Origin of the sequence: Streptomyces thermovulgaris (assembly GCF_002155915.1) — a bacterium.
Classification (GTDB): domain Bacteria; phylum Actinomycetota; class Actinomycetes; order Streptomycetales; family Streptomycetaceae; genus Streptomyces; species Streptomyces thermovulgaris.
Genome location: NZ_MUME01000319.1, coordinates 1 through 21,534, shown reverse-complemented (window position 1 = coordinate 21,534; position 21,534 = coordinate 1). Strand labels below are relative to the sequence as shown.

At 71.4% G+C, this 21,534-nt stretch carries 21 protein-coding genes; 8 read left to right on the top strand and 13 right to left on the bottom strand.

What is annotated here, in order from left to right; translation table 11 throughout:
* The first annotated feature begins 2 nt into the window (after positions 1–2).
* Both CCN35_RS22315 and CCN35_RS22310 read left to right on the top strand, forming a co-directional pair.
* Positions 3–1,112, top strand: coding sequence for a carbohydrate kinase family protein (locus CCN35_RS22315; protein ID WP_086794066.1), 1,110 nt, complete (start codon positions 3–5; stop codon positions 1,110–1,112).
* Positions 1,113–1,209: 97 nt separating this feature from the next.
* Positions 1,210–3,318, top strand: coding sequence for a glycoside hydrolase family 31 protein (locus CCN35_RS22310; RefSeq protein ID WP_425444311.1), 2,109 nt, complete (start codon positions 1,210–1,212; stop codon positions 3,316–3,318).
* 81 nt (positions 3,319–3,399) lie between these two features.
* Here CCN35_RS22310 and era read toward each other — a convergent pair whose 3' ends face one another.
* The 8 genes from era to CCN35_RS22270 form a co-directional block, all read right to left on the bottom strand.
* Positions 3,400–4,353: a GTPase Era gene (gene era, locus CCN35_RS22305; protein ID WP_067390021.1), complete on the bottom strand. Its 954-nt coding sequence runs from the start codon at positions 4,351–4,353 to the stop codon at positions 3,400–3,402.
* Positions 4,354–4,396: 43 nt separating this feature from the next.
* A complete protein-coding gene (locus CCN35_RS22300) occupies positions 4,397–4,759 on the bottom strand; it encodes a cytidine deaminase (protein WP_067390023.1) in 363 nt (120 codons plus the stop codon).
* A gap of 38 nt (positions 4,760–4,797) precedes the next feature.
* Positions 4,798–6,141: a hemolysin family protein gene (locus CCN35_RS22295; RefSeq protein WP_086794060.1), complete on the bottom strand. Its 1,344-nt coding sequence runs from the start codon at positions 6,139–6,141 to the stop codon at positions 4,798–4,800.
* 7 nt (positions 6,142–6,148) lie between these two features.
* Entirely contained in the window at positions 6,149–6,646 is a 498-nt protein-coding gene (ybeY, locus tag CCN35_RS22290) for an rRNA maturation RNase YbeY (protein WP_067390028.1), read from the bottom strand.
* A 12-nt stretch (positions 6,647–6,658) separates the two neighbouring features.
* Positions 6,659–7,738, bottom strand: coding sequence for a PhoH family protein (locus tag CCN35_RS22285; RefSeq protein ID WP_067390030.1), 1,080 nt, complete (start codon positions 7,736–7,738; stop codon positions 6,659–6,661).
* Between the two features lie 152 nt (positions 7,739–7,890).
* Entirely contained in the window at positions 7,891–9,252 is a 1,362-nt protein-coding gene (locus CCN35_RS22280; RefSeq protein WP_236560554.1) for a GH1 family beta-glucosidase, read from the bottom strand.
* A gap of 58 nt (positions 9,253–9,310) precedes the next feature.
* A complete protein-coding gene (locus tag CCN35_RS22275) occupies positions 9,311–9,577 on the bottom strand; it encodes a protealysin inhibitor emfourin (protein ID WP_067390036.1) in 267 nt (88 codons plus the stop codon).
* A gap of 22 nt (positions 9,578–9,599) precedes the next feature.
* Positions 9,600–10,670 carry a M4 family metallopeptidase gene (locus tag CCN35_RS22270; protein WP_067390039.1) on the bottom strand — a complete coding sequence of 357 codons (1,071 nt, stop codon included), beginning with the start codon at positions 10,668–10,670 and terminating at the stop codon, positions 9,600–9,602.
* 391 nt (positions 10,671–11,061) lie between these two features.
* On the opposite strand from CCN35_RS22270, the gene leuA reads away from it, so the two are divergent.
* The 5 genes from leuA to CCN35_RS22240 all read left to right on the top strand — a co-directional run bounded on the left by leuA (position 11,062) and on the right by CCN35_RS22240 (position 16,095).
* Complete coding sequence (gene leuA / locus CCN35_RS22260) at positions 11,062–12,783, top strand: 2-isopropylmalate synthase (protein ID WP_086794058.1); 1,722 nt, start codon at positions 11,062–11,064, stop codon at positions 12,781–12,783.
* Between the two features lie 216 nt (positions 12,784–12,999).
* Positions 13,000–13,698, top strand: a complete 699-nt coding sequence (locus CCN35_RS22255) for a TerB family tellurite resistance protein (RefSeq protein ID WP_086794056.1) — start codon at positions 13,000–13,002, stop codon at positions 13,696–13,698.
* A 205-nt stretch (positions 13,699–13,903) separates the two neighbouring features.
* Entirely contained in the window at positions 13,904–14,374 is a 471-nt protein-coding gene (locus CCN35_RS22250; RefSeq protein ID WP_086794054.1) for a protein-tyrosine phosphatase family protein, read from the top strand.
* Between the two features lie 68 nt (positions 14,375–14,442).
* Positions 14,443–15,189 (top strand): DNA repair protein RecO, encoded by a 747-nt coding sequence (gene recO / locus CCN35_RS22245; RefSeq protein ID WP_067390052.1) that lies wholly within the window; start codon positions 14,443–14,445, stop codon positions 15,187–15,189.
* Between the two features lie 69 nt (positions 15,190–15,258).
* Entirely contained in the window at positions 15,259–16,095 is an 837-nt protein-coding gene (locus CCN35_RS22240) for an isoprenyl transferase (protein WP_067390055.1), read from the top strand.
* Positions 16,096–16,269: 174 nt separating this feature from the next.
* Here CCN35_RS22240 and CCN35_RS22235 read toward each other — a convergent pair whose 3' ends face one another.
* From CCN35_RS22235 to CCN35_RS22220, 4 genes are all read right to left on the bottom strand, one after another.
* A complete protein-coding gene (locus tag CCN35_RS22235; RefSeq protein WP_067390058.1) occupies positions 16,270–16,686 on the bottom strand; it encodes a Fur family transcriptional regulator in 417 nt (138 codons plus the stop codon).
* A gap of 58 nt (positions 16,687–16,744) precedes the next feature.
* Entirely contained in the window at positions 16,745–17,692 is a 948-nt protein-coding gene (locus CCN35_RS22230) for a metal ABC transporter permease (protein WP_067390061.1), read from the bottom strand.
* A complete protein-coding gene (locus CCN35_RS22225; RefSeq protein ID WP_067390252.1) occupies positions 17,692–18,459 on the bottom strand; it encodes a metal ABC transporter ATP-binding protein in 768 nt (255 codons plus the stop codon). The genes CCN35_RS22230 and CCN35_RS22225 overlap by 1 nt, the downstream gene beginning before the upstream one ends.
* 92 nt (positions 18,460–18,551) lie before the next feature.
* Positions 18,552–19,520 carry a metal ABC transporter substrate-binding protein gene (locus CCN35_RS22220; RefSeq protein ID WP_067390255.1) on the bottom strand — a complete coding sequence of 323 codons (969 nt, stop codon included), beginning with the start codon at positions 19,518–19,520 and terminating at the stop codon, positions 18,552–18,554.
* 184 nt (positions 19,521–19,704) lie between these two features.
* Between CCN35_RS22220 and CCN35_RS22215 the strand changes: the two genes are divergently transcribed.
* Complete coding sequence (locus tag CCN35_RS22215; RefSeq protein WP_067390064.1) at positions 19,705–21,087, top strand: glycine--tRNA ligase; 1,383 nt, start codon at positions 19,705–19,707, stop codon at positions 21,085–21,087.
* Between the two features lie 204 nt (positions 21,088–21,291).
* Here CCN35_RS22215 and CCN35_RS27860 read toward each other — a convergent pair.
* The coding region (locus CCN35_RS27860; protein WP_211285564.1) for a TetR family transcriptional regulator C-terminal domain-containing protein at positions 21,292–21,534 on the bottom strand (243 nt) is incomplete at its 5' end.

The following is a 21,534-nucleotide window of genomic DNA, read 5'->3' as shown; positions in this document are numbered from 1 at the left end:
AGATGTGTGTAAGAGCCAGCCCCCAGGTCGACCCCCTGGCCCGGCTGCGCACGAGCGACGACCCGCCCTGGGACGTCTATCTGACGGGCACCGTCTTCCTCGACATCGTCTTCACCGGACTCGACTCCGCCCCGGTGCGCGGCACCGAGTCCTGGGCGCGCGGCATGGGGTCGAGCCCCGGCGGCGTGGCCAACATGGCGACCGCACTGGCCCGGCTGGGCCTTCGGACCTCCCTGGCCGCGGCGTTCGGCGACGACCACTACGGCGACTACTGCTGGGACGCCCTCGAGCGGGGCGAGGGCATCGACCTGTCCGCGTCCCGCACCGTGCCCGGCTGGCACTCCCCGGTCACCGTCTCCATGGCGTACGAGGGCGAGCGCACCATGGTCTCCCACGGCCACGAGCCGCCCCTGGAGGAGGTGTTCCCCCAGGAGGGCACCCCGGCCTGCCGGCCCCGTGCGCGGGCCGCCGTGGCCTCCCTCACCCCCGGCCGGTCCGCCCCCTGGATCGCCCAGGCCGCGGCCGAGGGCACCCGTGTCTTCGGCGACGTCGGCTGGGACGAGACCGGCGCCTGGGACCTGACGAGCCTGCCCGACCTGAAGCACTGCGAGGCGTTCCTGCCCAACGCCGAGGAGGCGATGCGCTACACGGGCACCGACTGCCCGCGCACCGCCGCGCACGCGCTCACCGAGTTCGTGCCGCTCGCGGTGGTCACCCTGGGCGCGGAGGGCGCCTACGCGGTCGACCGGCGCACGGGGGAGACCGCCGAGGTGCCCGCCATCGAGGTGGAGGCGCTGGACCCGACCGGTGCGGGCGACGTGTTCGTGGCCGGTTTCGTCACCGGCACCCTGGCCGGCTGGCCCCTGGCCGACCGCCTGGCCTTCGCCGGCCTGACCGCAGCGCTGTCCGTCCAGGAGTTCGGCGGCTCGCTGTCGGCCCCCGGATGGGCCGAGATCGCCGCCTGGTGGCGCCGGGTGCAGTCCGTCGAGGGCCAGGACCCGGCGGCGCTGCGGCGGTACGCCTTCCTGGACGACCTGGTGCCGGAGGTGGGCGTCGAGCCGTGGCCGCGTCGCAGGGCCGTACCGACGATCGGGTTCCGCAGGACGGCATGAGGACATCGGCGGAAGATTTCTGACACATCATCAGGGGTGCGATCGAGCACGATGGGGCAAGCAGTCTCCTGACTTCCTCCGTCGAAGGACATGCGTCGTGCGCAGACCGACTCGCAGCCCCGGAGTGCTCCTTGCCGTCCTCGGCCTCGGCCTGGCCCTTCCCCTGGCGCTGACCACGCCGGATCCGGCGCAGGCACGGGCACGGGCCGAGGCGTCCCCCGCCTCGCGAGGCCCCCGGCTCACCGCCTCCGCGGACGCGCTCACCCTGACCGTCCCGCCGGAAGGCGCCGCTCCCGGTTACACACTTCGAGTGATGACCGGTCAACTGTCGCTGACGACCAGCCGTTCGGGCGGCACGGTCCTGGCCACCGCCGGTGAGGACGCCGGAGGCGCGCTGCGCTTCCGTGCCGCCGGTGCCTGGCAGCACGCCACCGGTGTCACCGACTGGGACTGGGGGAACGGCGTCCTGACCCTCACCGCCGCCACGACCCTGCCCGGTGCGACGGTGCGGGCCCGCATCGTCCCCTCCGCCGACCGCTACCGGCTCGACTGGCAGGTGGAGGGAGCGACCCCCGAACGTCTCGAACTGGCCTGTGACCTGAAGTCCGCCGGTCACTGGTACGGCCACGGCGAGACCCAGACCCCGAACGGCGGCCCCGCCACCGACCAGCCCTGGCCGCTGGACAACGGGCAGGTCGTCCACCCGGCCTTCGGCCCGGCCTCGTACTACATGATCGACCCCTTCTGGTACACCTCCTCGGCGACCGGTCTGCACGTGGACACCGGGCAGATGATGAACGTGGCGATCAACCAGGGCGGGGACGGCCTGGGCCGCTTCGGCATCGAGTCCGCGCAGCCCTACCGGGCGACGGTCTTCGTGGAGTCCACGCCCCTGGAGGTCTACCGCGACTACATCGGCATCGTGGGCGGACCGGCGAAGAGCGACGCGACGTACCGCCAGTACGCGGAACCGGTGTGGAACTCCTGGGCCCAGTTCTACACCCATGTCGACCAGGAAAAGCTCCTCGACTACGCCCAGGACCTCCACGACCACGGCCTCACCGGCCACGCGCTCCAGCTCGACGACAAGTGGGAGTCCGCCTACGGGAACCTGACCTTCGACCCGAAGGCCTATCCCGACCCCGAGGCGATGTCACGCCGGATCCACGAGCTGGGCTTCGACTTCGGCCTCTGGGTGACCCTGTGGATCAACCTGGACTCCGACCAGTACCAGTACGCCGCCGACCGCGGCTATCTGCTGGCGGACGCCGCCGACCCCGCACGGCCCTGCCGGGTCACCTGGTGGAACGGCACCGCCGGCATCGTCGACCTCGCCAACCCGGAGGCGGCGGCCTGGTACAAGGCCCGGCTCAGGAACCTGATGGCCGCCTACGACGTCGACGGCCTGAAGTTCGACACCCGTTTCTTCGACGAGCGCTGCGCCCCGCGCGCGGGCCACGCCCCCACCGACTACCAGCGCCTGGGCGCCCAGCTCGCCGACGAGTTCGACCTCCAGGGCGTCGGCATCCGCGTCCACTGGGACGCCGCCGCCCACCGGGCCGGATTCGTCACCCGGCAGCTGGACAAGGGCACCGGCTGGGACTCCCTGCGGGCCTCCGTCACCCAGAACCTCGCCATCTCCACGATCGGCTACCCCTTCGTCGCCACCGACATGATCGGCGGCTCCAGCGTCCAGCCCGCCCCCACCAAGGAGGTGCTGGTCCGCTGGGCCCAGTCCGCGTCCCTGATGCCGCTGATGTACGCCTCCACGTCCCCCGTGGACACCATCGACGTCACGACCGGCAGAAAGGTGGTCTACGACGCGGAGACCAGCGCCCTCTACCGCGAGGCCGTCGCCCGTCACACCCGGCTGGCCCCGTACATCTGGGACCAGGTCCAGCACGCCCTGAGGACCGGCGATCCGATCATGCGCCCCGTGTTCTTCGACTTCCCCGACTACGAGCAGGCGTACACGATCGCCGACGCCTGGATGCTGGGCCCCGCGGTCCTGGCGGCCCCGCAGCTGGCGGACGCCCCCACCCGCTCCGTCCACCTTCCCCCGGGCACCTGGTACGACGTGACCCGCGACCGGACCCTCCAGGGGCCCCGGACCATCCGCTCCTATGCCACGCCCCTGGGGGTGACCCCGGTCTTCGTCAGGCTCGGGGCGAAGGGGGCCGACAAGGCCCTGGAGGCCCTGCGCTGAGACGGGGCCGGGCCCCGGGGGAGGAGTAGTCCCCCGGGGCCCGGCGGGGTGCGTCGCAGGAAGCGTGCCGAAGGAGGCTTGTCAGAAGCCGAGACGGCGCAGCTGCTTGGGGTCGCGCTGCCAGTCCTTCGCGACCTTCACATGCAGGTCCAGGAACACCGGGGTTCCCAGCAGCGCCTCGATCTGCCGGCGGGACCTGATCCCCACTTCCTTCAGCCGCTTGCCCTTGGGACCGATGATGATGCCCTTCTGGCTCGGCCGCTCGATGAAGACGTTCGCGTGGATGTCCAGCAGCGGCTTGTCGGCCGGCCGGCCCTCCCGCGGCAGCATCTCCTCCACCACCACCGCGATGGAGTGCGGCAGCTCGTCCCGCACCCCCTCCAGCGCCGCCTCCCGGATCAGCTCGGCCACCATCACCTGCTCCGGCTCGTCGGTCAGGTCGCCCTCGGGATACAGCGCCGGCCCCTCCGGCAGCAGCGGGATCAGCAGGTCGGCCAGCAGGTCCACCTGCTTGTTCGCCACCGCCGACACCGGCACGATCTCCGCCCAGTCGATCCCCAGTTCCTTGCCCAGCCGGTCGACCGCGAGCAGCTGCTCGGCCAGCGCCTTGGGGGTCACCAGGTCCGTCTTGGTGACGATCGCGACCTTGGGCGTCCGCTTGATCCCGGCCAGCTCCTTGGCGATGAACCGGTCACCGGGCCCGATCTTCTGGTCGGCCGGCAGACAGAACCCGATCACGTCGACCTCGGCCCACGTGGTCCGCACCACGTCGTTCAGCCGTTGCCCCAGCAGCGTGCGCGGCTTGTGCAGCCCCGGGGTGTCCACCAGGACCAGCTGGGCATCCGGCCGGTGCACGATGCCCCGCACGGTGTGACGCGTCGTCTGCGGCCGGTTCGAGGTGATCGCCACCTTCTGCCCGACCAGAGCGTTCATGAGGGTGGACTTGCCCGCGTTGGGGCGGCCCACGAAACAGGCGAAGCCGGCCCGGTGGACAGCCTCGGCAGGCCGTGCGGATGACTGGGTACGAACGCTCATGGCGCCCATTCTCCCTGATCCACGGACCCCCGTTGCACACGCACTATCCGTCCGCCCCCGCGGGCACGGTCAGCCGCACCTGCCCGTCCGGCCCCGCCAGCAGCACCGGGGTGTCCGCCCCGCCCAGGTCCCGGACGGCCGCCCGGTCCTCGGGAGCGATCCCGTCCGCCTCGCCGACCACCGCCGCCGCCTCCAGCGAGGCCGCCCCGGACGCCACGGCCATGGCCACCGCCGTCTGCAGGGCGCTGAGTTTCAGCGAGGGGAGGTCCACCGACCCCGCGACATAGGTGCGTCCCGTCTCGTCCCGCACGGCCGCGCCCTCCGGCACGCCGTTGCGGGCCCGGGCCGAGCGGGCCAGGGTGATGATCTTGCGGTCCTCGGGGTCAAGCGCGTTGCTCTCGGTCATGTCCCGAGCATACGGAGCCGCATCGCGGGGCCGGCCGCTCAGCCCGCCTTCCTCGCCTCCGGCTCCTGCTCCTGCCCCTGCTCCCCCTCCTCGGCCCCGGCGGCCTCCTCGGGAGCCACCAGCTCCACCAGCACTGTCGCGATCTTGTTCCGGCGGCCGGCCGCCGCCTCCGCGGTCAGCCGCAGCTCCCGGCCGTCCGGCACCACGACGACCGCCGACGCCTCCGCGATGGGCACCCGGCCCAGCGCCTTGGCGAGCAGCCCGCCGACGGTCTCCACGTCCTCGTCGTCGTACTCCTCCAGCCCGTACAGCTCGCCCAGGTCGGTGATGTCCAGACGCGCGGTGACGCGGTACCGGCCGTCGCCCAGCTTCTCCACCGGCGGCAGCTCGCGGTCGTACTCGTCGGTGATCTCGCCGACGATCTCCTCGAGGATGTCCTCGATGGTGACGACACCGGCCGTGCCGCCGTACTCGTCGATGACCACCGCGACGTGGTTGCGCTCCTTCTGCATCTCGCGCAGCAGGTCACCGGCGTTCTTGGTGTCCGGCACGAACATGGCCGGGCGCATCGCCGTCGACACCAGCTCGTTCTCCGCGTCCCGGTTGATGTGCGTCTTGCGGACCAGGTCCTTCAGATACACGATCCCGACGATGTCGTCCTCGCTCTCGCCGGTGACCGGGATGCGGGAGAAGCCGGAGCGCAGGGCCAGGGTGAGGGCCTGGCGGATCGTCTTGTACCGCTCGATCACCACCAGGTCGGTGCGCGGCACCATCACCTCGCGCACCAGCGTGTCCCCGAGCTCGAAGACCGAGTGCACCATGCGGCGCTCCTCGGCCTCGATCAGCGACTCCCGCTCGGCCAGGTCGACCATCGCCCGCAGCTCCGCCTCGGAGGCGAACGGGCCGCGGCGGAAGCCCTTGCCCGGGGTGAGCGCGTTGCCGATGAGGATCAGCAGCGAGGGGAGCGGGCCCAGCACCCGGGCCAGCGGCACCAGGACGTACGCCGCCGCGGTCGCCGTGTGCAGCGGGTGCTGACGGCCGATGGTGCGCGGGGAGACGCCGACGGCGACATAGGAGACCAGCACCATGACCGCGATGGCGACCACCAGGGCCTGGGCCGTGCCCGGGAACGCCTCCAGGCACGCATAGGTGATCAGCGCCGCCGCCGCCATCTCGCAGGCCACACGGATCAGCAGCGCCAGGTTCAGGTACAGGGTCGCGTCCGCGGCGACCTGGGCCAGCCTGGCGCTGCCCCGGCGGCCGGACTTCACGGCCTCCTCGGCGCGGAAGCTGGTCACGAGCGGCAGCGCCGCCTCCGCGCAGGCGGCGAGCCAGGCGACGACCACCAGGGCGACCGCGCCGAGAACGATCTGAGGACTCATGAGCGGCTTACGAGACGGTGGGTGCCGGGGACGGCCCGGGCAGGCCCCGCTCCGCGCGCCAGCCGTCCACGATCGCGGACTGCAGACCGAACATCTCGGCCTTCTCGCCGGGTTCCTCGTGGTCGTAGCCGAGCAGATGCAGCACCCCGTGGACGGTGAGCAGCTGGAGCTCCTCGTCCATGGAGTGCCGGGTCGGGGCCTCGGCGGCCTGCTTCGCGGCGACCTCGGGGCACAGCACGATGTCGCCGAGCAGACCCTGCGGGGGCTCGTCACTGTCCTTCGACGGCGGCCTCAGCTCGTCCATCGGGAAGGACATGACATCCGTGGGTCCCGGCAGGTCCATCCACTGGACGTGCAGCTGCTCCATGGCGTCGGCGTCCACGAGGATCACCGAGAGCTCGGAGAGCGGGTGGATGCGCATCCGCGTGAGCGCGTAGCGGGCGATGTCGAGGATCGCCCGCTCGTCGACCTCGGTTCCCGACTCGTTGTTGACGTCGATCGACATGGTGGTGCTGGTCTACTTCCCCTGTTGCTTGTGCCCGGCGGTCTTGCCGCGACCGGCGGGCCGGGGCACGCCGTTCTCGGTGCCGTGCTTGCTGTCGTACCTCTCGTAGGCGTCGACGATACGGCCCACCAGCTTGTGCCGTACCACGTCGTGCGACGACAGCCGGGCGAAGTGGACGTCCTCGACCCCCTCCAGGATCTCCTGCACCTGCCGCAGCCCGGACGTCTGCCCGCCGGGCAGGTCCACCTGGGTCACATCACCCGTGATCACGATCTTCGAGTCGAAGCCGAGCCGGGTGAGGAACATCTTCATCTGCTCGGGGCTGGTGTTCTGGGCCTCGTCCAGGATGATGAACGCGTCGTTGAGCGTCCGGCCGCGCATGTACGCCAGCGGCGCCACCTCGATGGTCCCGGCCGCCATCAGCCGCGGGATCGAGTCCGGGTCGATCATGTCGTGCAGCGCGTCGTACAGCGGGCGCAGATACGGGTCGATCTTCTCGTAGAGCGTGCCGGGCAGGAAGCCCAGCCGCTCGCCGGCCTCGACCGCCGGGCGGGTCAGGATGATGCGGTTGACCTGCTTGGACTGCAGGGCCTGCACCGCCTTGGCCATGGCCAGATAGGTCTTGCCGGTGCCGGCGGGGCCGATGCCGAAGACGACCGTGTGCTTGTCGATCGCGTCGACGTACCGCTTCTGGTTGAGCGTCTTGGGGCGGATGGTGCGGCCGCGCGAGGACAGGATGTTCTGCGTCAGGACCTGGGCCGGGGTCTCGTGACCGTCGCTCTCGCCGTTCTCGCTCGCCTTGAGCATGGCGATCGAGCGTTCCACCGCATCCTCCGTCATCGGCTGCCCGGTGCGCAGCACCAGCATCATCTCGTCGAACACACGTTGGATCAGAGCGACGTCCGCGGGAGCGCCGACCGCGCTGATCTCATTGCCCCGGACATGGATGTCGGCCTCCGGGAAGGCCTTCTCGATCACACGCAGGAGGGAGTCGCCGGATCCCAGCACGGTCACCATGGGGTGCTGGGCGGGGACGGTGATCTGTGCTCTCGCCTGCCCCTGCGCGGGGGTGTGTGCGGGTGTCTGAGTCATGGGCCGGCGCTGAAGGCCTGCTGTTCCTCCTCGTCACGGCCGCGCCACTGACCGCGGCCTCGCGCTTTCCAGGGTACGACGGGACGACGGCAACCCCGTAGGGCTTTTCGGCGCTCCGTGGCGGGATCACCCCCGCACCGCGCCGCCGCACCTCACCGTCCCGCGCCCTCGTCGTGCGGACGGATCCCGGCCCCCTCCCGGCTCCTCTGCTCCCGCAGCACCTGCCGGAACCAGGCGTAGGAGGCCTTGGGCGTCCTGGTCAGCGTCGCATGGTCCACGTGCACCAGCCCGAACCGGCGTGCGTAGCCCTCCGCCCACTCGAAGTTGTCCAGCAGCGACCAGACGAAGTAGCCGCGCACCTCCACGCCCGCCTCGATCGCCCGGTGCAGGGCCCGGAGGTGGGCGTCCAGATAGGTGATGCGGTCCTGGTCGTCCAGGCCCTCGCAGGAGCAGCCGTTCTCGGTGATGACGACGGGCGGGAGGCGGTCGCCGTAGCGGTCGCGGAAACCGGTGAGCAGCTCCGTCAGCCCCTCGGGCACCACGGGCCAGCCGGAGTCCGTCACCGGACGGCCCTCGATCCTCCGCAGGGAGAAGGGAAGCCCGGCGGGCAGGGGCACACCGCCGAACACGGTCCCGGTGTCCTGCGGGGCACCCACCCTGGTGGGGGCGTAGTAGTTGACGCCGTAGAAGTCGACCGGCTCGGCGATGACGCCCAGATCGGCCCCGACGTCCCGCTTCCCGTCCGACAGCAGGTCGCCGACGAGCCGCGGGTAGGTGCCCAGCAGCACCGGCTCCGCGAACATGCGGTTCAGCAGGACGTCGTAGAGCTCCGCCGCCTCCACGTCCGCCGGTTCCCCGGACGCCGGCCAGGTCGGGCCGTGCGAGTTGGCGATGCCGACGCTCACGGCCCCGGCCGCGCGCAGCGCCTGCACCGCCAGACCGTGGGCGAGCAGCTGGTGGTGGGCGGCGGGCAGCGCGTCGAACAGCAGCCGTTTCCCCGGTGCGTGCACGCCCAGGGCGTGCCCCAGCAGGGTGTGCTCGGCGGGCTCGTTGAGCGTGATCCAGTGCTGTGTGCGATCGCCCAGACGTGCGGCGACCACCGACACGTACTCGGCGAACCGCGCGGCCGTGTCCCGCTCCAGCCAGTCCAGCCGCGCCGGCAGGTCCCAGTGGAAGAGGGTCGGGACCGGGCGGATGCCCGCCGCGCACAGGTCGTCGACCAGGCGGTCGTAGAAGTCGAGGCCGCCGGGGGCGTTCACCCGCGGCCAGGAGACCGAGAAGCGGTACGCGTTCACCCCGAGACCGGCCATCAGGGCCACGTCCTCGCGATGACGGTGGTAGTGGTCGCAGGCCACCGCCGCCGTCGAGCCGTCCCTCACCCGTCCCGGCTCGGCCGTGAACACGTCCCACACGGACGGCTCGCGCTCCTCGGCCGCGCCCTCGATCTGGTGGGCCGAGGTCGACACGCCCCACAGGAAGCCGGCCGGGAACGGAGGCATCGGGTTCGTCACCATGCGCCGGATCATCCTTACCGTCGGTGACGGACGTCAATGCCCGGGAGCCGGCCGGGAGTCACGCGCCTTCCCTGAGCACCCGGGAGATGAGCTCCCGTTGCTCCCCGGTCAGCCGGGGATCGGCCGCGTACACCGTGCGGCCGTCCACCGTGATCTCGTAGCTGAACCCGTCGGGCACCCCGGCCGGCGGTGCGGCCCGGCCGGCGGCCAGCGCCCGCTCGGCCAGGTCCCGCAGCTCCTGGGCGTCGGGCCGCCCCGAGGTGTCGACCTCGGCGTGGCGCTCGATGCCCGCGAACCCTCCTGTGCGCCTCACTCGAATCCGCATGGGACCTGTGTCTAGTACGGGACTACCGGGTCTGCACCCCCACCTGCTCCCAGGCCTTCTGCACGGCCTCGAGCTCGTCGCCGTCGCCGTACCGTTCCCGGGCCGCGCGCACGGTGAGCGTGGCGAAGTCCGTGAACTGCGCGTCCACCTCCAGCCGGCCGCCGGTCAGGACGTCGTACCAGATCTGCCCGGCCCTCTCCCAGGCGTGGCCGCCGAGCGCGGTGGCGACCAGGTAGAAGGCGCGGTTGGGGATGCCGGAGTTGATGTGCACGCCGCCGTTGTCGCTGCCGGTGTGGACGTAGTCGTCCATCGTGCCCGGCTGCGGGTCCTTGCCGAGCACGTCGTCGTCGTACGCCGTGCCGGGGGCCTTCATCGAGCGCAGCGCGGTGCCGCTGACACGCGGGCCCAGCAGGCCCGCGCCGATCAGCCAGTCGGCCTCCGCGGCGGTCTGGCCGAGCGCGTACTGCTTGATCAGCGAGCCGAAGACGTCGGCGATCGACTCGTTCAGCGCCCCGGACTGGCCGAAGTAGGCCAGGTTGGCGGTGTGCTGGACGACGCCGTGGGTCAGCTCGTGGCCGATGACGTCCACCGCGAGGGTGAAGTCGAGGAAGACCTCGCCGTCGCCGTCCCCGAACACCATCTGCTCGCCGTTCCAGAAGGCGTTGCTGTACTGCTCGCCGTAGTGCACCGTCGCGTCCAGCGGCATGCCCCGGCCGTCGATCGAGTCGCGTCCGTACGTCTCGAGGTACAGCTCGAAGGTGGTGCCGAGCCCCGAGTAGGCGCGGTTGACCGTGGCGTCCTTGCCGGGCGGGCTTCCCTCGCCGCGCACCTTCCTCCCGGGCAGACGGGTGCGGTGCTGGGCGTCGTAGACCGTGCGGTGCGGCCGTCCCTCCGGCCGGCCGGAGGGCGGGGCGACGGCGGGTGCGCCGATGACGGTGGTCAGCCGGCGGCGGGTGCGTTCGAAGGCGTCGCGCTCCAGGGTGCGGCGGGCGGGCCCGGAGAGCGCGGGATCCGTGTTGCGTGCCAGGCGGTCCAGGACATGGGGCGGCACGATGGTGCAGAAGACGGGCTCGAGGCCCCCGTTGGTCGTCATGCCCGGAACCATGGCACTGCGTGACGTCTCTGTCACTACCCGCAACCGTGATTGGTGAAAAACCGGGGGAGGCAAACCCCACCCGGGGGTGAAGTGGCAGGGGTGCGGAGGACTGCCGGACACGGGGGAGGCGGACGTGACGCCGCGCACTTTTTGTCCGGTTCACTCCTTCTTCGTGCTTCCTGTTCCGCATACTGAAACAGCGCCACGCATCCGGCGTGGCTCGGCTAGTCTGCGGAGCACCATGCGTTTCGGGCTGCTTCTCCTTAGCTGCCGCGGCGAGGGTCTGTAGTCGAAGGCCGACCCCCTCCCCGCGGTGTTTGGCGTTGCGCCGTCGGCCGTCATCCGGTCCCCGCGAATACGCGGAACTTCCCGAGGAGCCCACGCAGCCATGGCGAACCGCCAGCAGCCCAGCCCCATGCCGATCCACAAGTACGGCCGCTACGAGCAGGTCGACCTCCCCGACCGCACCTGGCCCGACAAGCGGATCACCGTCGCCCCCCGCTGGCTCTCCACCGACCTGCGCGACGGCAACCAGGCCCTGATCGACCCCATGTCGCCCGAGCGCAAGCGCCGGATGTTCGACCAGCTGGTCAAGATGGGCTACAAGGAGATCGAGGTCGGCTTCCCGGCCTCCGGCCAGACCGACTTCGACTTCGTGCGCTCGATCATCGAGGAAGAGGGCGCGATCCCCGAGGACGTCACGATCTCCGTGCTGACCCAGGCCCGTGAGGACCTGATCGAGCGGACCGTGGAGTCCCTGAAGGGCGCCCGGCGGGCCACCGTCCACCTGTACAACGCCACCGCCCCGCTCTTCCGCCGGGTCGTCTTCCGCGCCTCCAGGGACGAGATCAAGCAGATCGCCGTCGACGGCACCCGCCTGGTGATGGAGTACGCCGAGAAGCTGCTGGGCGACGAGACCGAGTTCGGCTACCAGTACAGCCCCGAGATCTTCACCGACACCGAGCTGGACTTCGCCCTCGAGGTCTGCGAGGCGGTCATGGACGTCTGGCAGCCGGGCCCGGACCGCGAGATCATCCTCAATCTGCCCGCCACGGTGGAGCGTTCGACGCCGTCCACGCACGCGGACCGCTTCGAGTGGATGCACCGCAACCTGTCCCGGCGCGAGTACGTCTGCCTGTCGGCCCACCCGCACAACGACCGGGGCACGGCCGTCGCCGCCGCCGAGCTGGCGCTGATGGCCGGCGCCGACCGGGTCGAGGGCTGCCTGTTCGGACAGGGCGAGCGGACCGGCAACGTCGACCTGGTCACCCTGGGCATGAACCTGTTCTCGCAGGGCATCGACCCGCAGATCGACTTCTCCGACATCGACGAGATCCGTCGTACGTGGGAGTACTGCAACCAGATGGAGGTCCACCCGCGCCACCCGTACGTGGGCGACCTGGTCTACACGTCCTTCTCCGGCTCCCACCAGGACGCCATCAAGAAGGGCTTCGAGGCGATGGAGGCCGAGGCGAAGGCGAGGGGCGTCACGGTCGACGACCTTCAGTGGGCGGTGCCGTACCTGCCCATCGACCCCAAGGACGTGGGCCGGTCCTACGAGGCCGTCATCCGCGTCAACTCGCAGTCCGGCAAGGGCGGTGTCGCCTACGTCCTGAAGAACGACCACAAGCTGGACCTGCCGCGCCGGATGCAGATCGAGTTCTCGAAGATCATCCAGGCCAAGACGGACGCCGAGGGCGGCGAGATCACGCCGAAGGAGATCTGGGAGATCTTCCAGGACGAGTACCTGCCGAACCCGCAGAACCCCTGGGGCCGCATCCAGCTCAAGGCGGGCCAGTCCACGACGGACACGGACGGGGTGGACACCCTCACGGTGGAGGCCACCGTCGACGGCGAGGACACCGTCCTGACCGGCACCGGCAACGGACCGATCTCGGCCTTCTTCGACGCCCTGCACTCCCTCGGCATCGACGTACGCCTGCTGGACTACCAGGAGCACACGCTGAGCGAGGGCGCCTCCGCGCAGGCCGCCTCCTACATCGAGTGCGCGATCGGCGACAAGGTGCTGTGGGGCGTCGGCATCGACGCGAACACGACCCGTGCCTCGCTGAAGGCGGTCGTCTCGGCCGTCAACCGGGCGGCGCGCTGACCACGCAACCGGTGTGCGTACGGGCCCCGGCCGCCCCGACGGGCGGCCGGGGCCCCGTCGTGCCGGCCGCCTCGACCGCCCCGTCGACCGTCGTATATCGGCCATCTGTTCGCTCTGGGCGCGGGGAGGGCCCGTCCGGGTGCTGACTCCACCTCGGTGGTGTGGCTAACATCACGCCAGCGCGGCGATGCCGCCGTGCGGTTACGGAGGTGCGACGTGCTGCCTGTACGGGGACGAAACGGCCGTGCCACCAGGCTTGCCCGGATGCTGGGCACCCGTACCGCGTGGACACCGGTCGGCGACGGCGAGTTCTTCTGCCCCGGCTGCGGCGGCGACCGCAACTACCAGCGCCTGAGCGGTCGCCGGCGCTTCACCGTCCTCGGCGTGCCGCTGCTGTCGCGCGGCACGGCGGCACCGGTGGTCGAGTGCGCCGCCTGCGGCGGACGCTTCGGCACGGAGGTCCTGGACCACCCGACCACGGCACGCTTCTCGGCGATGCTCCGCGACGCCGTGCACACCGTCGCCCTGGCCGTGCTGTTCGCGGGCGGCACCGCCTCCCGCACGGCCCTGGAGACCGCCGCGGCCACGGTCCGCGCCGCCGGCCTCGCCGACTGCACCGAGGAACAGCTGGCCGCCCTGGTCGAGGCCCTGGCCGCGGACACCGGACGCGTCCGCGACGGCCGGCCGTGCGGCGCGGGGCTGGCCATAGAGCTGCACGAGGCCCTCGACCCCCTCGCTCCCCATCTGGCCCCCGCGGGCCGCGAGTCGATCCTCCTCCAGGCCGCCCGCATCGCCCTGGCCGACGGCCCCTACACCCCCGCCGAACGCGACACCCTCACCACGGTCGGCGCGGCCCTGACCATCCGCACGGACGACGTCACCCGCCTGCTGGCAGCGGCCCGCACACCCTCCTGACCCCCGGCCGGCCGCGGCCCCGCACCGCCCGCCGCGGCCGGGAGCTCCCGGTTCCCCGTCCCCGCCCGTTCTCCGCCGGTGGGGCAGGGCGCCCCGGCTGCGCCGTGCGCACACGCGCCCGGCCGAAGCCGCGGCCCGTGCGACCGCCGGCTTGTAGGGTCGTCGGACCGTGACGGCACCGTCCGAGTCCGAAGGGGGAAAGTCCATGGCCGCGCCCGTGAACGACCGGCACGAGCACCACCCGTGGGACGAGCGGGCTCCCGGAGTGCTGCGGCTGCCGTCCGGACGGCTGGTGCGGGGCAGGGGACTGCGCCATCCCCTCGACCCGTCGGCACCGCTTCCGTCGTACGGCGTCTACCTCCTTGGCAGGCGCCCTCCGGAGTTCCCCTGGGAGACCCACTGGCTGCGCTGGCCGGACTTCCGTCTCCCGGCGGACCGGGAGGAGGCCCGCACGGTCCTCGCCCGCGCCTGGGAGCGCGCCGCCGGCGAACGCGTCGAACTCGCCTGCGGCGGCGGCCGGGGACGCACCGGCACGGCCCTGGCCTGCCTGGCGGTCCTCGACGGCGTACCGCCGAAGGAGGCGGTGGCGTACGTCCGTGCCCACTACGACCGGCACGCGGTGGAGACCCCGTGGCAGAAGCGGTACGTACGCCGCTTCACCCGCCCGTCCGGCTGAGCCGGGCGGAGCCGGCGGGAGCGCGGGCCGCGGTCCGGCGGGAGCGGGCCGTGGGCGACAATGGGGGCATGAGTCTGTTCCGCGACGACGGCATTGTGCTGCGCACCCAGAAGCTGGGTGAGGCGGACCGGATCATCACCCTGCTCACCCGCGGACACGGGCGGGTGCGCGCCGTGGCCCGGGGCGTGCGGCGGACGAAGTCGAAGTTCGGGGCCCGGCTGGAGCCGTTCTCGCATGTGGACGTGCAGTTCTTCGCGCGGGGGAGCGAACTGGTGGGCCGGGGGCTGCCGCTGTGCACGCAGAGCGAGACCATCGCCCCCTACGGCAGCGGGATCGTGACCGACTACGCCCGCTACACCGCCGGAACGGCCATGCTGGAGACCGCCGAGCGGTTCACCGACCACGAGGGCGAGCCGGCCGTCCAGCAGTACCTGCTGCTCGTGGGCGCCCTGCGCACCCTCGCCCGCGGCGAGCACGCCCCGCGCCTGGTGCTCGACGCCTTTCTGCTGCGCTCGCTCGCCGTCAACGGCTACGCCCCCAGCTTCAGCGACTGCGCCCAGTGCGGAATGCCCGGCCCGAACCGCTTCTTCTCCGTGGCGTCCGGCGGTTCCGTCTGCGCCGACTGCCGGGTGCCCGGCAGCATCGTCCCCTCGCCGCGGACACTGGAGCTGCTCGGTGCGCTGCTGACCGGGGACTGGGCGACCGCGGACGCCTGCGAGCCGCGGTACGTCAGGGAGGGCAGCGGGCTGGTGTCGGCCTATCTGCACTGGCACCTGGAGCGCGGACTGCGCTCCCTGCGGTACGTGGAAAAGTAGTACGCCCGAGCAGCATGTCCACACCGGTGCGGCACCCGCACCGGTTCACATCGAGGAGACGAGAAGCACATGGCCGTACGCGGGATCCTGGGGCGTCAGCGCCGCGAGTACCGGACGCCTGAGCCGCACCCGTCCGGTGCGCGCCCGCCGAAGCTGCCGGGTGAGCTGATCCCCGCGCACGTGGCGATCGTCATGGACGGCAACGGCCGCTGGGCCAAGCAGCGCGGCCTGCCCCGCACCGAGGGGCACAAGGTCGGTGCCGAGCGGGTGCTGGACGTCCTGCAGGGCGCCCTCGAGATCGGCATCGGCAACGTCTCCCTGTACGCCTTCTCCACCGAGAACTGGAAGCGCTCGCCCGACGAGGTCCGCTTCCTGATGAACTTCAACCGCGACTTCATCCGCAAGACCCGCGACCAGCTCGACGAGCTCGGCGTCCGTGTGCGCTGGGTGGGCCGTATGCCCAAGCTGTGGAAGTCGGTCGCCAAGGAGCTCCAGGTCGCCCAGGAGCAGACCAAGGACAACGACCGGCTCACCCTGTACTTCTGCATGAACTACGGCGGCCGGGCCGAACTGGCGGACGCCGCCAGGGCACTGGCCGAGGACGTCAGGGCCGGCCGGCTCGACCCCGCCAAGATCACCGAGAAGACCCTCCAGAAGTACCTGTACTACCCGGACATGCCGGACGTCGACCTGTTCCTGCGTCCGAGCGGCGAGCAGCGCATCTCCAACTACCTGATCTGGCAGAGCGCCTACGCCGAGCTGGTCTTCCAGGACGTCCTGTGGCCCGACTTCGACCGCCGCGACCTGTGGCGGGCGTGCGTCGAATACGCCTCCCGGGACCGCCGCTTCGGGGGTGCCATCCCCAATGAGGAGCTGCTGGCGATGGAGGGCAGGCAGCAGCAGTAGGACGTCCCGAGGGGGGCGGAGGGGAGGCCCGGCGGGGCGTGCCGAGGACAGCCTCCCGAGGAAAACTCCCGAGTCCCGGGGAGAACACCGCGAGGGGGCGCCGGGCGCCCCCTCGCGGAGTCGGTTCGAGGGGCCGGGTTCAAGGGGCCGGCCGCCCGCCCCCTCCTGAAGGAGTCAGTTGCTCGTGGCCGCGCACTCCGCGCACGTGCCGAAGATCTCCACGGTGTGGGAGACGTTGACGTAGCCGTGCTCCACCGCCACCGCCTCCGCCCACTTCTCCACCATCGGCCCCTCGACCTCGACCGCCTTGCCGCAGGTGCGGCAGACCAGGTGGTGGTGGTGCTCGTCGGTGGAGCAGCGCCGGTAGACGGCCTCGCCGTCGGAGGTGCGCAACACGTCGACCTCGCCCGCGTCGGCGAGGGACTGCAGGGTGCGGTAGACCGTCGTCAGGCCCACCGAGTCGCCCCTGTGCTTGAGCATGTCGTGCAGTTCCTGCGCGCTGCGGAACTCGTCGACCTCGGCGAGGGCCGCCGCGACAGCGGCACGCTGCCTGGTTGCGCGCCCCCTCACGGGCGGTCCAGCGGTGGTCACCGGTTGCCTCCTTACGTCAGGGCTTGCCGGCCATTGTGCCAGCCGTGCCCGTGAGCGGTCAGGCGCCGGCCCGATCGGCTGTCCCCCGATCGGCGGTTTCCCGGCCGCTGGTCTCCTGGCCGGCGGCCTGCCGCCCGGCCGGGAGCGCGTACTCCGCCGGCTCCCCGGCCGGGCGCGCCGCGGCCAGGGCCCGCGCGCGCCGCCGGGCCAGGGGAGTGGCCAGGGCGGTGAGCACGACGAACGCGGCGATGGTCAGCAGCACGATCGTCGCGCCGGGCGGCACGTCCTGGTAGTACGAGGTGACCGTGCCGCCGATCGTGACGCCCACCCCGATGGCGACGGCGATCGCGAAGGTCGCGGCGAAGCTGCGGCCCAGCTGCTGGGCGGCGGCCACCGGGACCACCATCAGCGCCGAGACCAGCAGCAGCCCGACCACACGCATCGCGACGGTCACCGTCACCGCCGCCGTGACGGCCGTCAGCAGGTTCAGGGCGCGCACCGGCAGCCCGGTCACCCGGGCGAACTCCTCGTCCTGGCTGACCGCGAACAGCTGGCGGCGCAGGCCCAGGGTGACCAGGACGACGAAGGCCGCCAGCAGGCAGATCGCCGTCACGTCCGACGGCGAGACCGTCGACAGCGAGCCGAACAGGTACGAGGTCAGATTGGCGCTGGAGCCGCCGGGGGCGAGGTTGATGAACAGCACACCGCCCGCCATGCCGCCGTAGAAGAGCATCGCCAGGGCGATGTCGCCGCGGGTGCGGCCGTACCAGCGGATCAGCTCCATGAGCACCGCGCCGAGCACGGAGACGACCGCCGCCGTCCACACCGGGGAGGCGGACAGCAGGAAACCGAGGCCGACACCGGTCATGGCCACATGGCCGATGCCGTCGCCCATCAGGGACTGGCGGCGCTGGACGAGGTAGATGCCGATGGCGGGGGCGGTGACGCCGACCAGGACGGCGGCGAGCAGGGCCCGCTGCATGAAGGCGTAGTTCAGAAGTTCCATCAGCTCAGCAGTCCCGTGCGGATCGGGCCGGCGCCCGAGGAGTCGTGCGGATGGACGTGGTCGTGGCCGGGCAGGGCGTGCTGGCCGACCGCCTGCGGGGGCGGGCCGTCGTGCACGACACAGCCGTCGCGGAGCACCACCGCCCGGTCGATCAGGGGCTCCAGGGGCCCCAGTTCGTGCAGGACGAGCAGCACCGTCGCACCGGTCGCGACCTGCTCCCTCAGCGTGCGCGCCAGGATCTCCTGGCTGGCCAGGTCGACGCCCGCCATCGGCTCGTCCATGATCAGCAGTTCGGGTTCGGCGGCCAGCGCGCGGGCGATCAGCACACGCTGGTGCTGACCGCCGGAGAGGGCGTCGACGGAGTCCTTCGCACGGTCCGCCATGCCGACCAGCTCCAGGGCGCGGTGCACGGCCAGGCGGTCGGCCCTGCGGAAGAGGCCGAAGCGGGTGCGCGACAGCCGCCCCGAGGAGACGACCTCGGCGACCGTCGCCGGGACACCGCCCGCGGCGGTCGTGCGCTGCGGGACGTAGCCGACCCGCGACCAGCTGCGGAAACGGCGCAGCGGGGTGCCGAACAGCTCGATCCGGCCGGAGCTCACCGGCACCTGGCCGATGACGGTGCGCACGGCCGTCGACTTCCCGGAGCCGTTGGCGCCGAGCAGTGCGACGACCTCGCCGCGCCGCACGGTGAGGTCGATGCCGCGCAGGACGGGGCGTGCGCCGAGTTCCGCGGTCACCTCGTGCACGGCTATGACGGGCTCGCCCATGATGCCGTCCCTTCCGTCCTGTCCGTGTCCGTCCCGGTGTCCGTCCCGTCCGTGGCTGCGGCGGTCCTTGTGCTCCCTCGCGTCCCTGCCGCTCACTCGGCGCCCAGCGCCTTCCGCAGCGCCTTGAGGTTGGCGTCCATGACCTGGAAGTAGTCGGTGCCGCGGGACTTGTCGGTGATGCCCTCGAGCGGGTCGAGGACGTCCGTCCTCAGGCCCGCGTCCCTGGCGAGGGTCTTCGCGGTTCTGTCGCTGACGAGCGTCTCGTAGAAGACGGTCGTGACCCCCTCGGCCTTCGCCTTCCTCTCCAGCTCCCTCACCCGGGCCGCGCTGGGCTCGGACTCCGGGTCGAGACCGCTGATGGCCTCCTCGTCCAGGCCGTAGCGCTCGGCGAGGTAGCCGAAGGAGGCGTGCGTGGTGATGAAGGTCCTGGTCCTGGTGTTCCTCAGACCGGTCTCGTACCGGCTGTGGAGCTCGTCGAGCTTCTCGACCAGGGCCTCGGTGTTCTTGCGGTAGTCGGCCGCATGGGCCGGGTCGCCCTTCTCGAAGGCCCTGCCGACGCCCTTGGCGATCTGGGCGTAGCGCACCGGGTCGAGCCAGACGTGCGGGTCCTTGCCGCCGTGCTCCTCGCCCTCGTGGCCGTCGTGGCCGTCCTCGTGCGTGCCGTCCTCGTGGGTGTGTCCGTCGCCGTGCTCCTTGAGCGTGGTCAGGGAGGCCGCGTCGATCTTGGTCTTGATCCCGGACTGGGCGACGGCCTCGTCGACGGAGGGTTGCAGGCCCTTGAGGTAGAGCACCGCGTCGGACTCCTGCAACTGCGCGGTCTGCCGGGCGCTGATCTCCAGATCGTGCGGTTCCTGGCCCGGCTGGGTGAGACTGGTGACGTGAACGTGCTTCCCGCCGATTTGCTCGGCGAGGAAGGCCATCGGGTAGAACGAGGCGACGACGTTGTACGTACCGTTACTGCTGCCTGCCGCATCGGAGGAACAGGCGGAGAGGGTTCCGAGGCCGAGGGCGAGGACCGCCGCGGCCGCGGTCCCGGGTATGAGGCGTCGTCGTACGTTCATGACAGTCATTTTCAACTAACATGGAAACCGTTGTCAACAAGCCTCCTTGGAGGGGCGGACCAGGGCCAAAAGGGCCCTTAACCGGCACCGATTTGGTCGAGGGGGAGCCCTCGCCGGTACCCTGAGGCATTCGCCCTGTGAAGCGTCTCGCTTCGTCGCCCGTCGTCGTATTGAAGAGAGCACCGTGGCCGCCGACAAGATCGACACCATCGTCAGCCTGAGCAAGCGCCGAGGCTTCGTTTTCCCCTGCAGCGAGATTTATGGCGGACAGCGCGCCGCCTGGGACTACGGTCCCCTGGGTGTCGAGCTCAAGGAGAACCTCAAGCGCCAGTGGTGGCGCTCCATGGTGACGGCTCGTGAGGACGTGGTCGGCATCGACTCGTCCGTGATCCTGGCCCCCGAGGTCTGGGTCGCATCCGGGCACGTCGCCACCTTCACGGACCCGCTGACGGAGTGCACCTCCTGCCACAAGCGGTTCCGCGCCGACCATCTGGAGGAGGCGTACGAGGAGAAGAAGGGCCGCGCGCCGGAGAACGGTCTCGCGGACATCAACTGCCCCAACTGCGGCACCAAGGGCCAGTTCACCGAGCCCAAGCAGTTCTCGGGCCTGCTCTCGACCCACCTCGGCCCGACGCAGGACTCCGGCTCCATCGCCTATCTGCGTCCCGAGACCGCCCAGGGCATCTTCACCAACTTCGCCCAGGTGCAGAGCACCTCGCGCCGCAAGCCGCCGTTCGGCATCGCCCAGATGGGCAAGTCGTTCCGCAACGAGATCACGCCGGGCAACTTCATCTTCCGCACCCGCGAGTTCGAGCAGATGGAGATGGAGTTCTTCGTCAAGCCCGGCGAGGACGAGAAGTGGCACGAGTACTGGATGGAGCAGCGCTGGAACTGGTACACCGGCCTGGGTCTGCGTGAGGAGAACCTGCGCTGGTACGAGCACCCCAAGGAGAAGCTCTCCCACTACTCCAAGCGCACCGTCGACATCGAGTACCGCTTCAACTTCGCCGGCAGCGAGTGGGGCGAGCTCGAGGGCATCGCCAACCGCACCGACTACGACCTCAGCTCCCACTCCAAGGCCTCCGGCCAGGACCTGTCCTACTTCGACCAGGAGGCCGGCGAGCGCTGGACGCCGTACGTCATCGAGCCCGCGGCCGGTGTCGGCCGGGCGATGCTCGCCTTCCTGCTCGACGCCTACGTCGAGGACGAGGCGCCCAACGCCAAGGGCAAGATGGAGAAGCGTGTGGTGCTGCGCCTGGACCACCGCCTGGCCCCGGTGAAGGCCGCGGTGCTGCCGCTGTCCCGCAACCCGGAGCTGTCCCCGAAGGCCAAGGACCTCGCCCAGGCCCTGCGCCAGCACTGGAACATCGAGTTCGACGACGCCGGTGCGATCGGCCGCCGCTACCGCCGCCAGGACGAGATCGGCACGCCGTACTGCGTCACGGTCGACTTCGACACCCTGGAGGACAACGCGGTCACGGTCCGTGAGCGCGACTCCATGAAGCAGGAGCGGGTGTCGCTGGACCAGGTCGAGAGCTACCTGGCCGCCCGCCTCGTCGGCTGCTGACACCCCGGCTTCGGAACGCGGGCCCGCCCCGGCGGGCCCCTTCCTTCGGCGCCGGTCCGGCCGGCGCCCGGCTGCTTCACCCCGGCCGTCGCGACTTCCCGTCGCGGCGGCCGGGTTTTTCGTACCGGGGGGTACGGGGCTGCGGCGCCTGTCAGGGGGTGCGCGCCGGAGCCGGGCCGGTTCTGCCCGGTCCCGGCTCGTCGCTCACGTCTCGTCGGTCGCTTCGAGGCGGCGCCACAGCGCGGTGAGATGGGTGCGGAGGACGTCCTCGGCCTCGGCCGGGGTCAGGTGGCCCACCAGGACGTGCGTGGTGAGGCCGTCGGTGAGGGCGAGCAGCGTCCGCGCCTCGCGCCGGGCGTCGAGCGCCGGGACGCCCGTGTGCGGGCCGGGCGGCGGGGCGCTGCCGTCGGCAGGAGCACCGCCGGGGGACCGGGCGGTGCTCCTGCA

Bases quoted from the DNA above. Each gene is read 5' to 3' on its own strand.
- CCN35_RS22315 (WP_086794066.1), top strand. From the start codon at position 3: ATGTGTGTAAGAGCCAGCCCCCAGGTCGACCCCCTGGCCCGGCTGCGC.
- era (WP_067390021.1), bottom strand. From the start codon at position 4,353: ATGAGCGTTCGTACCCAGTCATCCGCACGGCCTGCCGAGGCTGTCCAC.
- CCN35_RS22300 (WP_067390023.1), bottom strand. From the start codon at position 4,759: ATGACCGAGAGCAACGCGCTTGACCCCGAGGACCGCAAGATCATCACC.
- CCN35_RS22295 (WP_086794060.1), bottom strand. From the start codon at position 6,141: ATGAGTCCTCAGATCGTTCTCGGCGCGGTCGCCCTGGTGGTCGTCGCC.
- ybeY (WP_067390028.1), bottom strand. From the start codon at position 6,646: ATGTCGATCGACGTCAACAACGAGTCGGGAACCGAGGTCGACGAGCGG.
- CCN35_RS22285 (WP_067390030.1), bottom strand. From the start codon at position 7,738: ATGACTCAGACACCCGCACACACCCCCGCGCAGGGGCAGGCGAGAGCA.
- CCN35_RS22280 (WP_236560554.1), bottom strand. From the start codon at position 9,252: ATGGTGACGAACCCGATGCCTCCGTTCCCGGCCGGCTTCCTGTGGGGC.
- CCN35_RS22275 (WP_067390036.1), bottom strand. From the start codon at position 9,577: ATGCGGATTCGAGTGAGGCGCACAGGAGGGTTCGCGGGCATCGAGCGC.
- CCN35_RS22270 (WP_067390039.1), bottom strand. From the start codon at position 10,670: ATGACGACCAACGGGGGCCTCGAGCCCGTCTTCTGCACCATCGTGCCG.
- leuA (WP_086794058.1), top strand. From the start codon at position 11,062: ATGGCGAACCGCCAGCAGCCCAGCCCCATGCCGATCCACAAGTACGGC.
- CCN35_RS22250 (WP_086794054.1), top strand. From the start codon at position 13,904: ATGGCCGCGCCCGTGAACGACCGGCACGAGCACCACCCGTGGGACGAG.
- recO (WP_067390052.1), top strand. From the start codon at position 14,443: ATGAGTCTGTTCCGCGACGACGGCATTGTGCTGCGCACCCAGAAGCTG.
- CCN35_RS22240 (WP_067390055.1), top strand. From the start codon at position 15,259: ATGGCCGTACGCGGGATCCTGGGGCGTCAGCGCCGCGAGTACCGGACG.
- CCN35_RS22230 (WP_067390061.1), bottom strand. From the start codon at position 17,692: ATGGAACTTCTGAACTACGCCTTCATGCAGCGGGCCCTGCTCGCCGCC.
- CCN35_RS22225 (WP_067390252.1), bottom strand. From the start codon at position 18,459: ATGGGCGAGCCCGTCATAGCCGTGCACGAGGTGACCGCGGAACTCGGC.
- CCN35_RS22220 (WP_067390255.1), bottom strand. From the start codon at position 19,520: ATGAACGTACGACGACGCCTCATACCCGGGACCGCGGCCGCGGCGGTC.